The following is a 16848-nucleotide window of genomic DNA, read 5'->3' as shown; positions in this document are numbered from 1 at the left end:
GCTGCTCATGGATGGGGCGATAGTCTGCGGCGCAGGTTGATGACCGTCGGGAAGGGCATCACGCGGCTCAGCCAGTTCGTTGGAAAGGTGCGTATCGGCATGAAGGCGTGGCGTGCATAGAACGCCCTGGCCGCGAGGTTCTTCACCTGCACTTCCAGCTCGATTTTGGTATGGCCAAGGCTGAGTGCCTGATCAAAGGCGACTTGCAACAAGGCACTGGCCACTCCCTGGCGCCGAGCGGTTTTGCGCACATGCAAGCCGTACAGATAAAAACCGTAGTACCACTCGCGACATTCGCTGATCACGAACAGGCCATAACGCAGCGAGCCGCCCAGTCGCCCAAACTCATGAATGAATGGCCGGATGCCCGGTGAAAATGGTCCGCGGCGCTGGTGTTTGAACGAGGTGTAACCCACCGGTGCGCCTTCCTGACAGGCCAGCAGGACGCGGTCCCAGTTGATCGACTGCGCGAGCAGGCGATGGCGGCAGTCTTCATCGCCGAGGATGAACGCCAACGAGCCGCGCCCGGCGGTGATCCAGCGCGCAACCTCAGGGTCGCGCTGCGCAAGGCTGGACGCGAGAACCACCTGCACCGGCTCACCTCGGGTTTCAGTCATCGGCAGTAGGGGCCAGATGGTCGATAAAGGCCTTGGCCAGATGCTCGACTCCGAGGTCTGCGCAGGTATTGGCACGCGGCGAAGTATTGGACCAGATGAAGTACTCGGTATCGCCATTCGGTGCACCCAGGGCGCCATAGACGTCAGGCAGGATCGGCACATGGTCACCGAAAAAGCACAGCCCGGTTGGTGTGCCGCGGGTCAGAAAATGTTCACGCAGCTGACCGAGCATGTGGTCGGCATTGCTTAAGTGGCGCACGTACGGGGCCAGATCACGCAGGCTTTCTGGTAGCGGCCGGTCAAACCATTGCGGCAGGTCACCGGCTTCGACATTTTCCAGGTGCAGCGGGCCGTGGTTTTCCATGGTGATGGCATGAATGAACAACGGCTGGGTACGGGACGGATCATCCAGCAACGCAGTGATCTTGTCCGCCACCGCGCAGTCACCGATGAACGGGCCGGCCTTTTGCTGTTCGGTGAAACTGCGCACGTCGATGAATTCGTCGAAGCCCAGTGCAGGCAACACCTTGTCCCGACCATAAAAACTGCCAACATAAGGATGCACGCAGACCGTGCGATAACCCTGGCGTTTGAGCGCCTTGGCGATGCTGGCAACGCCCTGTCGCGCCAGGTGGCGATAAGGGTTGAATCGATGGACGCCCAGTTGGTCGACCTTGATCCCGGTGAGGAAGGCAAACTCGCTGCGGACCGTGTTGGCGCCCCATGCGGCGACCTGCAGACGGCCCTGGGCCCGCGCCTCGGTCCGCAAGGTGTCGAAGTGGCTGAGCACCTGTGGACGGATGCCGGGCCACAGCCTGCGCGCATCGAAGAATGATTCGCTTTGTACCGATACCAGGTCCGGCAGCACGGTGTCGGACGCCGGGCGTGGCAGATCATCGGCAAACGCCGAGTTCAGTCGATTGAGGTCCACCGGGCGCCGGGCCGCGATAAAGTACGTCCACAAACTGGCCGCCAAGCCCCAGCGACCGAGGTCGAGGCTGGCGTCGAACGTCGGGTGCAGTGGCTTCAAGCCGCCAAGCATCAGCAGTACCAAACCGCCCAGCAGCGTGCTCGTCGCCACGCCGCGAGCATTGCTGCCCACCGGTTCGAAATACAACCCGCACGCCAGGTAGGCGATAAACAGAAGGGCCAGGCCGATGGCTTTGCCAATGCCGAAGAACGGCAAGTACAGGCGTGGAAAGCGTACGGCGTCGCTGAAGTATTCGAAATCGGCGCAGACAAATGGCTCGCGCAGCGAATGGTATTTGGCGTTGCTCACCAGCACGATCAGTAGCCACAGCGCCAGCACGTTGACCGCACTGAAATACGCGCGACCGCTGATCAGGTACAGCACACCAACGGCGAATGCCCAGACACCGCCATGCAACAGCCAGCTGCGAAGCGGACGGGCCCAGCCGGTACGCGGCACCAGGAGCATTTCGATTGCGCACGACAGGAGAAAACCAGGCACTACAACCGAGCAAAAAACGTTATTCAAAAAATCAGGCACCGTAATCCAGCCACCGCAAAATGATCGACGACAGTCGTGGCGGGATGACCCCCAGAGCCCAGCACCCGAGGTTCAGCGGGAACGGAAAGCTGATGCGCGCCTGGTTCGCCGCCAGCCCGCGCTGAATCCGTCGCGCGGCCTTGTCCGGGGTCCAGAGCAGCGGTTTTGGCCCAGGCATTTCAAAGCACATTTTCGATTCGACGTAGCCCGGCATGATCACGTTGATCTTCACACCATCGGTTGCCACCAGGTCGCGCATGGCCTCGCCATAGGCTTTGATCGCTGCCTTGCTGGCGCTGTAACTCGGTGTGGCCGGCAATCCGCGCCAACCGGCCAGCGAGCTGAACAGGGCGATCTGCCCGGACTTGCGGGCACGCATGGCCGGCAATGCGGCCTGCACCGTGGCAAGGGCGGCCAGCACGTTGATTTCGATCAGCGCCTGGGACAGCTCCCAGACTTCGCCTTCGCCATTGTCGCCGGTGGACGTATTGACCCCGGCACCGACAATGATCAGGTCCGGTTGCTCGGTGACACTGATCTCGTCGATCCAGCTGCGCAAGGCCTGCAGATCCTGAACATCCAGCGGTTGCAGCAGTACGCGAGCGCCGGCGGCGCGGCACTGGGTGGCCATTTCTTCCAGGCGGTCCAGGCGTCGGCCCTGCAGGATCAGCGTAACCCCCGGTTTCGCGTAGGCGGGTGCCAGCGCGCCACCGATGCCGCCTGTGGCACCGGTGATGAGAATGCAGCGTGGAGACTGTTGCGAGGTCATAGGTACTGTTCGATTTTCGAGGTTTTGGCCATCAGCACTTCCAGGGAATTGTTCACCGCCATGTCGATGCCGCAGCGGGTGTAAAAGCCGCCGTTGACTTGCGTGGTGTGAATGACCGTGCTGCGAAAGCGCTGAAACAGGGTGGAGTCGGGAGGCTCCGGGTTGTCCCAGAACTCATCGAGACCGCCCTGGTGGGTCAGGCCCTTGAGGTTGTAGATCGGGTCGCTGAGGGCAATGGTCGGCACGTTGTGCATCAGTGACGAACCGCCCACGGTGCTATTGACCGTGACCACGCCGGCGACATGCGACAGCAGTGTCGGCATGTGGCCGCTTTCGAGAAAATCCACGCGGTCGGCGATGCCGAATTTGTCGGCTATCCGCCGGGTGATGCGGTGGTAGTTGACGATGCCCGGCGTCAGCGGGTGGTTCTTGACCACCAGCCGCGCATCGCTGCCGGCATGGCGGGCAAACGAGCCCAATACGTGTTTCAACACATCCTTCATATGCTTGAAGGGCGAGTGGTCGCGGATCTGCGCATCACTGTCGAGTTGCAGCGGCAACAGGAAGGTTCGGTGACGGTTGCGCGCCACTTCACTGATGACCTCGGAGTCACGGCCCCTGGCACTGACCAGGCGCAGGCCCTGGCGGATGTAGCCGGCATACTCCACGGCCGCGTTGAACGGGGCGTGGGTCTTATAGTGGGGGAACACCACTTTGTTCAGTGCGCCGCCGACGTGATACATCACATCGTGGAAGGCCCTGGAGGCAAAGGACAGGCGGAATGAATTGCCGTTGTGATAGCGCGGGATGTACTTGCCCACTTCCCGATACCACTGCGGATCGCGGGGCAGCAACGAGTGATTGTTCACGCCGTTGCGCTCAAGGGTGATCCAGTACGGGCGGAAGTAACCCTCTTCGAACACGTGTACGCGAATCCCCAGAGCCTTGGCCAGCTCCACCGCCGGTTGATGCACGGGGCGGCAGTCACCGAAGAGCACCACATCGGTAATCTGGTCGGCGCTGAAACACTGGCTGTAGAAGTCCTTCAACTGCTCGGGGCGCGCCGAACAAAACACGCGCGCGCCGCTGCCGTACAGGGTGTCGCCCATATTGAAGCTGATGGATTTGACCCGTTGTCCCTCGACCTGCAACGCCTGCACCAGACGCGCGAAAAACGGCGAACTGACGCCCTGCAAAAACAGGAACGAGTTGCGCGGTTTCGCCGATACCAGACGTCTGGAGCGCTGCATGGGAACTAAAATTTCCTTGGCGACGGTCTCAAGACGGTAAGGAGCAAACGCTGAATCATCTCTCGCCATGTTGGCGTTCTTCCTTGCGCAGGTACTTCATCCCAGTTCTGAATCTCGATTAACGTACGTTCGGGGGTGGTGAATCTTCGAGTAATGCGGCTGACATAAGTCGGGTAGCGAATCAGGGTCGCGGCCACCAGTTCGTCCAGGCTCAGGCGCCGGGTGCGACGCGCCCGGACCTGCGGGCTGAGGTCCTGATCGTGGGTCAAGCCCCAGCCGGCATAAAACGGCTGGCCGTAAGTGGTCACCGGCACGCCGCGCAACAAGGCTTCGAAGCCCGATTGCGAGGTCAGCACATGCACCTCATCGACCTCGGACAACAGCTCGTGGAAGGGCACATCGCCCACCACCTGATTGCACCATTGACCGGTGTGTTCTTCGTCCTCGCCAGCCTCGCGTGTGCCAGCCAGCACTTCAGGGTGCGGCTTGTATAACAGCCATGCCATCGGGTGGCGGGCGCGCACGGCCTTGAGCAAATCAAGATTGCGCCGGATGCGGTGCGCGCCGTAACGGATCGAGGCGTCGGACTCCACTTGCCCCGGCACCAGAATCACCTGCTCGACACCCGGCGGACGTTTCCACGTGGCACCGGGCAAGTTGTATTTGGTCACTCCGGCGGCACAGATCGCTTCGCGCAACGCCGCCGCCCGCCGCAACAACTCAGGTGGGCACGGCTCGTTCTGCAAGAGCTGTTCCAGGCGCGAAGGGCGAGTGGCGTCGTAGTAAATGCCCAGGTCGTCGAACACCCAGGACAGCGGCCGGGTTTTCTTCGCGCCCAGGCCGACGGAGCGCAGGAAGCCGTCTTCGACGCGGCCCAGGTGATTGGCAGTGTTCTGTTGCGCCAACGCCGAGTCGTGCTGGCAACCCCAACTCACTACCATTGCAGGGGGCTTCGAGCGCCTTGAGGGTGCGGCAAACCGTGGCGATGAGCCGTTGAAGAAGTCCTGCACCAAGGGCTGCTTCCACTTGCTGAAACCCACCATGTGCAAGTCTTGCGGTAGTCGACTGCGCATCCGTCGCTGCAACCCCAGCCACGTCAGCACGGTCTCGGGTTGGCATGGCGCGCCCGTCTCCGGGTCGACATAACGCGGGTACTCCACCAGCGCCGCATACACCAACTGCTCAAGGCTGACCGGCTGGCGCCGCTCGGGAGCGGGCAGGGCATCCACGGTCAAACCCCAGCCGCCATAGAACGGCATGCCAAAGGTGTGCACCGGCACGTTCCACAACAGCGCGTCGAAGCCCAGTTGCGAGGTCATCACATACACCGCTTCAACTTCCGGCAAGAGTTCGGCGGGGTGAACGTTATCGCTGATCAGGTGAACCCGTGGATGCTTGCGCAGCGTCGCCAGATCAAAGTGACCTAGCTTGCGGCCGGCCACGACATCCGGGTGGATCTTCACCACGACAATACTCTGAGGATGCTCATCGAGTGCAGCCTGGAGCATGCGCTCAAAATCTGCCTCGCCGGCGCCCTGAAGTGAGGCATCGCCTTTGGTCTGGTCAGCGACCAAAACGCAAGGTTGCGGTAAATGGCATTGTTCGATGCGTGCGCTGTTGTACTTGGAAACGCGCTCTTCCTGCCAGCTCGCCTGCAAGGCCCGGGCGCGGAGAGTCTGAGATTCACCCAAGGATGTCGGAATCAATCCCTCCAGGCGCGACGGATTATCGGCATCGTAATAAATGCCCAGGTCATCGACGATCAGTGACAGCGGCGGCTCATCCGCGCCAAGGCCCACCGAACGCAAAAAACCATCCTCTACCGACAGCACAGGCAGACCGGCTTTTTGTGCTTCCCGTTGGGCAAACAGGGCGCTTGGCTTGCGACCCCACGCCAGCAACATATCGGCCTGAGCGACGTCACGAGTCGAACCAGGCAGCAATCGATAGTCGGGCAACAGGGCGGGAAGCGTGGCAATTTGCCGAGCGCCTTTAGACAGCACCAGCAAGCACGGCCGATTCAGGAGGTTTTTGTCCATAAAAAACGGCAGATATCCGTAGGTGACGCACTCGCTTGCGAGACGCGCAAAAAATCCAAAGCGTCTCAGGCAACGCTCTTCCAAAAGTGGGGTGGATGATAATACAAAGCCGACAATTTATAACGATAAAAGTAGGAAATTACCTACAAACATTGGGCGTTGCTCTGGGGGGGAGGGGCACTGTCGGCGCTGGGTAGTGTGGTATGACTATTGGCAGCTGAAGGGCGGGGAGTCCTTGCGTACCCTCTGTAACAGCCGATCAAAAGGGGGTGACATAAAAATTTCCAACCGGCAACTGCCATGTTCGAGGCCTCGGCGATACAGAAAAATGACTATTTTTCCTGGGTTCATAGAACGTTAGTTTCCGTCAGGCTATTGAGTCGTTAACATACGCGCTACTTAAATCAAGGATCGATCGATTTCCCATGAATCACCTTCCAATTGCCAAAGAAGCGCTCAGCGCCCAGGCGCAAGCCATCAGCCAACTGGCACAACGCCTGGACGGCGAATTCCAGCGTGCCGTTGAATTGATCCTCGGTTGCAAAGGCCGCACCGTCGTGTGCGGAATGGGCAAGTCCGGTTTGATCGGACAAAAGATGGTCGCGACATTCGCCTCTACCGGCACCCCGAGTTTCTTCCTGCACCCGGCTGAAGCCTTCCACGGCGACCTGGGCATGCTCAAGCCAATCGACGTGTTGATCCTGATTTCCTACAGCGGCGAAACTGAAGAAGTCATCAAGCTGATCCCGAGCCTGAAGTCCTTTGGCAATAAAATCATCGCCATGACCGGCAACAGAAAGTCGACCTTGGCCCTGCACGCAGACATCTGGCTGGACATCTCCGTCGAGCGCGAGGTTTGTCCGAACAATCTGGCGCCGACCACTTCCACCCTTGCAACCATGGCAATGGGTGATGCCTTGGCAGTGGCCTTGATTGAAGCAATTCAATTCAAGCCAATGGACTTCGCCCGTTACCACCCCGGTGGCAGCTTGGGGCGCAAGTTGCTGACGCGCGTCAGCGACGTTATGCACTCGCCGGCACCCATCGTCACACCGGACACCAGCTTCCATGACTGCCTGCTGGTGATGACCCAAAGCCGCTTGGGGCTGACCGTGGTCATGGATAAGGGCGTTTTGGTCGGTATCGTCACCGACGGCGATCTGCGCCGTGCGCTGCTGGAAAATGAAGGGGTCGTACGTGAACGCGTCGCAAGCTTCATGACTGCGAATCCGCGTACCATCAAAGGTGATGCTCAGTTATCGGAAGCTGAAGCGTACATGCTCGATAACAAGATCCGTGCCCTGGCGGTTACCAATAGCGATAATGCTGTAGTGGGTGTGGTGGAAATTTTCGACTGATTACTTCACATTCTCACGACTTGGAATCATCAGATGCAGGTCTGAATCTGCGTTCTATATAAACTTTATGCATGAACATGGTGACGATGACGCCTTGGTGTCATCGTGCGATATGTGTGTTACTGCTACATTTTTGGCATTGATGTGCTGGCGGTTTTTTAAATGTTGACTTATTTATTGTCAATAAAAAAGCCCGCGTGCCGCGGGCTTGGAAACGGGAAGGCGTAGATATTTAGTATTTGATATTGGTGTTAGTTTTTTTCGACTGGTATTTTTGTTTCTGGTGATAATACGGTCTTTCCATCTTTGCCATTCTCGGATATAACAATGTAAGTTGCTTTCTCGCCAATCAAAAAAAGTTGCTCTGCAAAAAGTTCAGGGTTTGATACTGGAAGTCCTACAAAGTTTTCAACTTTATAGTTCCACCACTCGCTTTTTTGTAGAATATTTATTGTGTCTTTGTCGAATCTGTATTTTAGGTGTCTTGCTGGCAGGCCGCCAACTATTGAGTAGGGTTCAACATCCGCAGTTACCACTGCCCCCGCGGCAACAACGGCGCCATTTCCAATTGTCACACCACGACAAATTACTGCGTTGGCACCAATCCAAACGTCGTTGCCAATTACCGCTGCGCTGTATTTTTTTTCTTTAAGATCTCTCGGTGTGCCAATTCCATCCGGAACCTGAAAGCCATTCTTGGATGCGAAAAATAAAGGGTGAGTAGAGATGTTGTTTAACGGGTGCTCCCCGAGAGCAATTTTTACTCCAGGAGCGATAGAGCAGAACCTTCCGATTTTGCAGGAGCCTATTAAGCTTCCGTCGCCAAAATAGCTGTATGCACCAACTTCACAAAGTCCGATTATAGTTGTTGCTTGATTCGCAATGCAGGGCTTTTCATATACAACCTTACTTTGACCTGAAAACTTTGCTTTAAATTGATCCTGCATTAGCACCCTCGAAAAGCTATAAAAATTGTTATTCATCGTAGTCATGAAGTATGACCTGATTTCAGAGCAGTCCATGCATGCCCGTCTAAAACTGGTTCCTAAAAGGCTGTATCGGCAGCGCCCGGGAAACCTAAATGGCTGCTATCGTACGCTAGAGCTGCCTGCGGCCTCAATAAATGACATCACATCTTCGTTTGAAAGCATAAATTACCGAAAACAGTCGAGTCGATGTCTAGGCGAGTAATCAGTTCGATGACCTGTAAACTGGGGAGGCACTCAGGTATACAACGGAGGGAGGGCCGCTGGGGAACCGATTTTTTGCTAAAAATTGGATCCGGTTCAGGTGGTGCCTGAGCGCATTGCATCTATCGAAAACAGATCTTAGGTTGCGTTTCCAGTCTTGGGCGGGGAGGGATTCCCGAGTCGGTCTGGTACGCGATCCATAGAAAATGAAACATTTGAACGATAGAGGTATGCGCAGTTTTTACTGCGCATACCGTGCTCACTATTATCCTTTCAAGTTTGTGGCTGATAGATAGAGCTTGTCTTTTAGCGATAGTTTTGAGCTCCAGATACCACCGTTCTCTTTCAGGAATTTGATAGCAACATGGTTTTTACCTTTCGTTGGGACAAGGTTGATTAAACAGTTATCGATAACGCATTGCTTGTCTGGGAAAGCTATCGAGGAAAGCGCATGCAGGAATTGCGTTCGATGCAAAGATTTTACCGACTTGTAGCTTTTTTGAGCGGTGTAGTTCAGTGCTTCCATTGGCTTCCCTTGCGCCATGCTTGATTTGTTGTTTTTTATTGAATTGTCGGCAGGAGAAGCTGCTTTAACTAATGCTGTTGTGATGTTCTTGACATTAGTGGCCGCTGTAGAAATAGTACTTGCAGGTTTTGCGTTTTTCTTAACAAGTGCCAAACCTTCTTTCCAGATATCGCTGTCGTTCGCTCCGCGTGGAGAAAGGATATAAGTGTTGTTCGCGCCCGCGAACGCATTGTCAAAAATGAGTCCTCTCAAAATTTCAAGGTCAAAGTTTCCTGGGCGCGAGAGAAATGCGGTAAGCAAGTAAGTGGCAGAGTTACTTTCCAATTGAATAGGTGCTTTGAGCTTTTCTATTTTCTGAATCCATAGTTCGCTGAAGTTAAGCACGCCATTGTGAATTGCTCTGATTTTTATTGTATGTGCGTCGCTTTCGAACTCTTCGCGCTCCAACAAGACTTTTCCGTCAACCAAAGTATAAGCGCTGAGACTACCCAGAGGTTCGTTTATCAGTGTCTCAATAATTAAGTTGTGAGAAATAATCGGTGTACACGCTTTATGTCTGACGTTCATGTTGTTGAAGAGATATGCTTTAGCATCTGGGTACGGATCATTACCCATCTCGCCATTGTATGTCATGAAAAATAGAGGGATGAATTTTTTTGAGAAGTACTCGGATACCACAGAGTGAGCCGACCCTTTGTATCCGAAGTCTACAGCTACCACATCATCTGATTCGTGCGCTCCATTTTCTTCAAGATACGTTCTGAAGGCTACTTTGGATACACCATTGATGTCATTCCAAGCCTGCCAGTCGTTCTTGAGGTGTTCATGTACGAGCCCATAGATCGCACCCAGAGTAGTATCTTTGATCAGAGTTTGAACGCTATCAATATTCCACTTGTTGAGATGTATATCACTTACTCGGGTCGGGTCGATTCTAAATCGGCTATTTAATAGATCGGCCAGTGTCTTGTGACGGGAGAAGTCATCCAGGCGGACTTTGAAGCAATCATCAGGTTGATGCAGGTTTAAGCATGTCAGTGCTTTTCTGGACACAGCAAGATAAATCGGTTGGAGGTCACGATATTTCTCAACGCCAGCAACAAGTTTTTTGGCGATTTCGTAAGGCAGGAAGCAGTCGCGAGCAAAAAATAGGACTTTTTTACAGTTTTGCTCTATTGCGTTATCCAGTGTCCACTTAGTGAACTCATAGATAACCGGGGCTAATGCCAAGAAGCCAAACTCACTTGGAGTGGAGAACAGGTCACGTCTCTCTTTTGCGCTTTCTACAGGTTTGTCACCTGCTACCAACAGAGCGTCATAGTATTCTTCTGCGTACAGGTTGGCGGCTGTACGCAAATAAAAGCTTTGATCGAATACCGAAAGATCCAAACCGCGATTTTTGAAAACGTGATTTACGCGTTCTCTGGTTGCAAGTATCTTTGTTGGGAATATTGAGTTGTTGATGGCACGTAGGAAATCACCATTAGAGTTATCACCTATGTGAAGAATTGATTCTGGCTTGATTTCAAGATCTTCAATGACGTATTTAAATAAGTTTCCTGAGTGTTTCTTCAAGCCTACTTCAGAAGAGACATATAACTTTTCGTATCCAGTATACCCACATTGCTGAAGTGCTTTGCTCACAAATAGTTCATTGTGGGTAAAGTCAGAAATGAGCAGTACGCGTTTCTCTTTGGCAATGGCAAAATCATATAGTACTTTGCCAAGCGAGCGCGCTTCAAGAACTGAATGCTCGGTCTCTTGCTCAATATCAAGTAGTTGCTGAGATATTTCGGCGTTTAGTCCGAAGGATGACAGCATGCGCTGATATACTTCTGCGGTATAGAATTCTTCGTTTTTTTCTGCGTACACATCTGTAATGTTGTGTAGTTGGTCATATTCTTTTCGAAGTTGTCTTTCGAATCCGATTCTAAGCTCAGGGAATCGTTTGACAAACACTGGGGGTAGTAAGTTTTTGTGTTCTGTTTCCAGTTTTTTTTGGATTAACAAAAATACGTCTTCGGGTTTGAATACGGTTCTTCTGAGAAGAGTGTCGAAGATGTCGAATGATACAATTTCGTGTTTTTCGATGCGATCAAGCAAGCTGCGAAGCGAATTTTTCTTGCTGCTTATAATGCCACCCATTTTTTTGATCTGGTTATCCGCGGCGCTGAATGGAGAAAGCGCTAGATAGTCTTTGTAAAGATTCGTCGGCTTTGGAAGGGCAGATAATACATCTATTGCGGAATCACTTTTTCGCTCATCCAAACCTGTCAAAATAGATTTGAAATAATTTGTGTCATTCAACAGCTTTTCGATAAGTATGTTCTGACGGCAAAACAGTGAGGCGATCAGGTCTTCGTTTGGTGTATGCGAACTTTCTTCGTAGTCTGAAGAGAGATAAGATAGATGCGATGTTGAAGGGGATATTAGTTTTTTGTCATGTAGCAGTGCCTGGAATCCAAGTGTGCTGGAAACAGTTATTACGCTATCTGCCCATGGTGCGATGTACTGGGAGATGTTGTCCAGTTTTTCAAATTCAGTACTGTACAAAAAGTTTTGGTACAGGCCGCGAATGTATCCAAGGTTACGGTTGTTTAGTGTTTTTTCAGATACAAGACTGCCGATATACTGGGTAGCAATTACGCCAACATTTTTCGGCGCTTTCTCCAATACGTCAGTCAGGAATTCAAATTGATCTTTGTATTTGCAGTTTTCATAAAATCCAAAATAGCCCGAAATTTGCATCGGCACTAACCAGTACTTCTCAAATTTTCGGCTCGGATCAACCAGGTCCAAAATTACATCTTTTACGTCTGTATCATGATTGAAATAATGGCTGTACAGATCGCGGATTTTCAGGAATTCGCTAGTGTCATCAAGTACGCTAAAATCTTGGGACTCATCGTAGTTCTTGAGGAAGGAACTTGCATACAGGCCAACCGGATCTACACTGATGGTTTTTGGATACGGTGGTCGCATATATGCCCCTGGCATGATATCCAGTACCAATGCCTGCGGGAATAATCTTCTAAAGAAGGTTGTCGGGAACTCCCAGCAAAAAACTACATCTGGTTGCCAGTCGCCGAACAAACTTTTAAAGTAAGTTGTGTATTGTTCTTCTTTTTCTTCATAGCTGTCGTTGTAGCTCTCAAGAAGAAAGTCATCCCCCAGTCCAAACAGACTGGCATATTCGTTCCCCTTTACAATAAAGCTGTTTTTTGCATTGATTTCGGTGATCTTGCTTTTTCGGTTAAGGAGGTCAAGGGTATGAGAACCCAATAGAAATTTGCTTTCGCCTCCAGTGGCTTTTTCAAAAACCTTGCTGAATGGCAAGAGATATGTCGCATACGAGCCAACCCGGAACTCGGGCAATCCCATATCGACACCAAAATTTGACATAAATAAAGCTTTCTGGAAGCGCATCTTTCATCCTGGAAGTGTGTCTGTCCGTAGACGTGGTGGTGTCGAGCATTTTCTGGCTAGGCGACACTCGGTATGTAGGGCATGGCTTGTAGCATCATGCTTTACGATTTCGTTGTTAGTGCCAACGGGATACTAACGATATTAGTAGGCAAGAGCAGTGAGATCTCTTGCCTGTCATTCAAGCGCTTACTTATAAGCTCCCGTGGCATTACCTAACAACATAGTTTGTACGATGGGCGAAATAACCTTTTGCCACTCATAGACTGCTGCATTGGTTACGTAGATGGTGTCGTCCGGCTTAATCATGATTTGGCGGGCAAAAAAGATCGCTGCCGGATCACGCATATCTAGGCGTAGTACTGTTGGTTTCGGGTTAGCCCCTTCACCCATACGGAATACAAATACACCTTCCGGATTGGCGTTGGCCTCTCTCAATCCGCCGACACTACCCAGTGCATCCAACAAGCTCGTGTTTTGTGCTGGCAGATCCTTCAGGCCAGGATCGCCGACAGCACCCATGGCAACAAAACGTTGACGAGCACGATCTAAAACCACTTCCGAATTCGGTCGCAGCACTATGTTGTTACCGGCCAGCACATCCTCATAGTTGAACTGCTGAACCTGACTGCCGGTGCGTACGGTGACGTTTACCAGATGGGGTTCCAGCACGGGGCCGCCGGCTTGGTTGACGGCATCAAGCAAGGTCAGTGGACCTTGTAAGGTGCTGAAGCGGCCGGGGGATTTGACTGCGCCGGCTACCAGTACTGAGCCCGACAGATCTCCAACCAGTTCGACGTGTGTCTGAACATCGGTGGTAACGCCTTTCAGTTGTTTGCGGATCATGTCCTCAACCTGGTTTAGGGTCATGCCGGCAACAAACTGACGACCGACGTAGGGCAGGGAGATCATGCCTTGGTCGTCGATGCGAGTTTTGAGTTGAGTGCCACCGGTGGACAGTGGTGCAAACACTGCCGAGCCTTCCGGTGCGTTATCGGTGATCAGCACACTCAGGGTATCGCCTGACATTAGCCGGGCCGAGGTGGCAACGGGTTTGGCAACGCTCGATTGCACAGGTCGTACGGTGCCACGCATATAGGGGGCGATGGTATTGGCGTTGATGTCCACCAAGTCATAAGCAGAGTTTTGGCTTTTGCTTTCGATGTCACCCTTATACGGACCAGCACCGGACAGGGTGCCGCTGCACCCTGCCAGCGTCAAAGTCACCAGCATCAAACCCGCAACAGCGCTGTTTCGCATGCTCAAGTTCAGGGGGCGAAGGGGCAGGCCAGAAATGGATTTAATCACGATGATCCTCGATCGATGCAATTAGGAAGCGGGTAATGCCGTAGAGCAGAAGCAGGGCCAGGAAGATGGTTGCCAGGTTGTACCAGCGCTCCGGATACAGGGCCATTTGCGGGGTGTTCGGGCTGACCACGGTGACCAGGGTGCGAATCTTTTTGCTGGCTTCGATACGGGCGTTGTCCAGTGCGGCAACGGCGGTCTTGTAGGTTTCTTCGGCGATGCCGGCGTCCAGGGTCAATTGCTGGAAGCGCGAAGCGACGACGTTCAATTGGTCTCCATCGGGAGCGGAAACCAACAAGCGTTTCTCGGCAGCAAGTTGTTCACGAATGGCGCTGACGCGTTGCTGCTGTTGCTTGACCTGAGGTGAGTCCGGGCGAAGCTTGTAGCTCATTTGCGTGAGTACTGCGCGCTCTTTGGAGTGCTCGCCTTCGAGGGTGTCGATGATGCTTGCACGGCCTTGAGCCGAGCTTTTACCGTCCAGTACCTTGTTGCGGTTCTGGAAGCTCAGCAGCTCTTCCTTGCGTTTGGTGTAGTTCTTTTTCGCGCCTTCCAGCTCACCCTGGGCGAAGCGCATCTGCTCGCGGGCGATGCTGTGGGAGACTTCGTTCACGAAGTGTTCGCTGGCTTCCAGAATGGTCTTGACCATTTGTTCGGCCAGTTCCGGGCTGAAGGCTTGTACTTCAACTTTCAGCAGGCCGGTGGTTTCGTCGTAATGAGCCGAGACCATGCGCTGGTAGTACTCGAGCAGGTCTTCGCGTTCGGTGTCGGTGGCCAGCCAGAAGAACGGGTCGCTGCGTTGCTTGCTGTATTGCTCGACCCAGTGCAGGCGATCTTCCAGCAGTTGCATCATGTCCATCGACACAATGTATTCGCGCAGGTAAAGGGTTTCTTCGCGGGAAGCCGGGTTGGTACCGCTGAGCAGCATGCTCAGGCCAGGCATCTGCGCCGCCGGGTTGTTGCCGTCCTGGCGTACAACCACTTGCGCGGAGCTGACATAGCGATCCACGGCGAAAAGGCTGTAGTAAACGGCGGCCAGTATCATCGGCAGCACGATCAGCCCCAGTGTCAGGCGCCAGCCCTTGAATTTACCCGTACTGCTCATATGCTCACGCATCCTTGAAATGAAACTGTCACGCCACGGTCAGGCGATCAGGTGTTGTAGGCCTTGATGCCTTCATCGACATCGTCATAGATCTGCACCCCGCCATCGCGCACCAGCAGCACGACGTCACAGAGCTTTTTGATTTCGGGCATGCTGTGGGATACCAGCACCACCTTGGATTTCTGCAGGCGAGTTTCGAACACGTCCGCGCACTTGCGCTTGAAGTGCGCGTCACCTACCGACATCACTTCGTCGATCAGGTAGTAGTCGAAGTCGAAGGCCATGCTCAGGCCGAAGGCCAGGCGCGAGCGCATGCCGGAGGAGTAGGTCTTGACCGGCTCGTCGATCCAGCTGCCGATTTCCGCGAAGTCTTCGACGTAGCTGACTTTCTGGCGCATGGCGTCGCCTTCCGCGCCGTATACCCGGCTGACGAACTTGATGTTTTCGCGCCCGGTCATGGTGCCGTGGAGGCCGCCGGACAAACCGACCGGCCAGGAAATGCTCTTGTTGGTGACCACCGTGCCGGAGTCCGGTACGTCGGCACCGCCCAACAGGCGCATCAGGGTCGATTTGCCCGAGCCATTACGACCGATCAGGCCGATGTTTTTGCCCGGCGGAATCTGCAGTGACAGGTCGCGGAACACATGCCGGCGACCTTTTGGGGTCAGATAAGACTTGGTGATATTTCTGAGCTCGAACACGGGAAGCCTGCGGTTAGCCGTTCTTGGTAGAGATCAAATGCAGTCGACGAACCCGGTAGGTGCCCAGGGAGACGAACAGCAAGACCAGGGTGACCGCGATGACGTAGTGGGCCGAAATGCCATCGACCGGAACGTAGTGCGGGAAGATTTCGGCGCGGATCAGTTCCAGCAGGTGCAGGAATGGATTGAGCAGCAGCACTGGCAGCATGGCGTGTGGCAGGTAGGCGGCGGGAATCAGCACGCCCGAAAGGAAGTACAGCGGGAAGAACATCATCCGCAGAAACAGCACGCTGCTGGGCATGGCGTGGGCAATCAACGACAGCAGCATGCCCAGGCCAAAGGAGAACAGGACGCCCAGAAGGATGGTCAGTATCCACTCGATGGGGGACTTGATGGACATGTCGAAGCCGTACCAGGCAAAGCCGAAGACCAGGATGGCGTATGCGCTCGCCGAAATGCTGAACTCCACCAGAACCCGGGCGATGTAGGTGTCCAGCGGCTTGATCTGTTTATAGGCAAACAGTGAGCGGTTTTCCTTTGGGCTGTTCATCAAGCGCAAAGCGGTGTTGCGAAACAGCAGGAACGGTGCAAGTCCGACCAGGACAAACACCGGGAAATCGATGCCGGCGACGGTGCTGCCGCGAATCAGGGTGAACGCTACGCTCAGAATCAACAGGTGGACAATCGGCTCGATCAGTGTCCAGCTCGCCCCCATGCGCCGGTCACCAAAACGCGAGCGCGCTTCACGCAGCACCAGGGCAAAAATGACCGATTTTTTGATTTGGAGGGGGGAGCGAGGCTTCAGCATGATTTACCGCACGGCACAACGGCGCGCTAAACGCGTTGTTGGAATTCATTTTCAGAGGACGTCGTCGTGTAGGACGATTCGCTTCCATTCGTGGGGCGGGAGGTTAATCGCAGCGCAAGACAGTAGTCAAGGCGATTGGTTCCCCATCATAGCCTGACGAAAGATAACCGTAGGCGCGGACTGCTCAGGCGCAAAAAAAACGGTTTTGCTCAGTATTTATTGGATATTGTCAATGGTGGCGCCAGAATCG

At 53.9% G+C, this 16848-nt stretch carries 12 protein-coding genes; 1 reads left to right on the top strand and 11 read right to left on the bottom strand.

The genetic code is table 11. The features are described from left to right. Positions 1–5: 5 nt before the first annotated feature. The 5 genes from KGA81_RS00500 to KGA81_RS00480 all read right to left on the bottom strand — a co-directional run bounded on the left by KGA81_RS00500 (position 6) and on the right by KGA81_RS00480 (position 6185). Positions 6–617, bottom strand: coding sequence for a GNAT family N-acetyltransferase (locus tag KGA81_RS00500; RefSeq protein WP_223544114.1), 612 nt, complete (start codon positions 615–617; stop codon positions 6–8). Further along, positions 610–2055 carry an LTA synthase family protein gene (locus KGA81_RS00495; RefSeq protein WP_223544113.1) on the bottom strand — a complete coding sequence of 482 codons (1446 nt, stop codon included), beginning with the start codon at positions 2053–2055 and terminating at the stop codon, positions 610–612. Before KGA81_RS00495 ends, KGA81_RS00500 begins: the two co-directional genes overlap by 8 nt. 64 nt (positions 2056–2119) lie before the next feature. Next, on the bottom strand, positions 2120–2896 hold the full coding sequence (locus KGA81_RS00490; protein ID WP_223544112.1) for an SDR family NAD(P)-dependent oxidoreductase: 777 nt from the start codon (positions 2894–2896) through the stop codon (positions 2120–2122). Then, complete coding sequence (locus tag KGA81_RS00485) at positions 2893–4146, bottom strand: capsule biosynthesis protein (protein ID WP_223544111.1); 1254 nt, start codon at positions 4144–4146, stop codon at positions 2893–2895. Before KGA81_RS00485 ends, KGA81_RS00490 begins: the two co-directional genes overlap by 4 nt. A 5-nt stretch (positions 4147–4151) precedes the next feature. Further along, entirely contained in the window at positions 4152–6185 is a 2034-nt protein-coding gene (locus KGA81_RS00480; RefSeq protein ID WP_223544110.1) for a capsular polysaccharide biosynthesis protein, read from the bottom strand. 425 nt (positions 6186–6610) lie between these two features. On the opposite strand from KGA81_RS00480, the gene KGA81_RS00475 reads away from it, so the two are divergent. Then, complete coding sequence (locus KGA81_RS00475) at positions 6611–7543, top strand: SIS domain-containing protein (RefSeq protein WP_223544109.1); 933 nt, start codon at positions 6611–6613, stop codon at positions 7541–7543. Between the two features lie 251 nt (positions 7544–7794). Here the strand turns inward: KGA81_RS00475 and KGA81_RS30045 are convergent, their stop codons facing one another. From KGA81_RS30045 to KGA81_RS00445, 6 genes are all read right to left on the bottom strand, one after another. Further along, a complete protein-coding gene (locus tag KGA81_RS30045) occupies positions 7795–8535 on the bottom strand; it encodes a CatB-related O-acetyltransferase (protein ID WP_317850763.1) in 741 nt (246 codons plus the stop codon). A 463-nt stretch (positions 8536–8998) separates the two neighbouring features. Continuing rightward, on the bottom strand, positions 8999–12685 hold the full coding sequence (locus KGA81_RS00465; protein WP_223544108.1) for a hypothetical protein: 3687 nt from the start codon (positions 12683–12685) through the stop codon (positions 8999–9001). A gap of 186 nt (positions 12686–12871) precedes the next feature. Next, on the bottom strand, positions 12872–13942 hold the full coding sequence (locus KGA81_RS00460) for a polysaccharide biosynthesis/export family protein (RefSeq protein WP_223544365.1): 1071 nt from the start codon (positions 13940–13942) through the stop codon (positions 12872–12874). A gap of 40 nt (positions 13943–13982) precedes the next feature. After that, positions 13983–15089, bottom strand: a complete 1107-nt coding sequence (locus KGA81_RS00455) for an ABC transporter permease (RefSeq protein WP_223544107.1) — start codon at positions 15087–15089, stop codon at positions 13983–13985. A 47-nt stretch (positions 15090–15136) separates the two neighbouring features. Next, positions 15137–15790, bottom strand: coding sequence for an ABC transporter ATP-binding protein (locus tag KGA81_RS00450; RefSeq protein WP_108219151.1), 654 nt, complete (start codon positions 15788–15790; stop codon positions 15137–15139). Between the two features lie 13 nt (positions 15791–15803). After that, positions 15804–16598 carry an ABC transporter permease gene (locus KGA81_RS00445; RefSeq protein ID WP_223544106.1) on the bottom strand — a complete coding sequence of 265 codons (795 nt, stop codon included), beginning with the start codon at positions 16596–16598 and terminating at the stop codon, positions 15804–15806. Positions 16599–16848 lie beyond the last annotated feature (250 nt).

This window comes from Pseudomonas sp. A-B-19, assembly GCF_019947515.1.
Lineage (GTDB): Bacteria > Pseudomonadota > Gammaproteobacteria > Pseudomonadales > Pseudomonadaceae > Aquipseudomonas.
The sequence above is the reverse complement of the archived record's forward strand: the minus strand, read 5'-3'. Positions and strand labels throughout refer to the sequence as shown.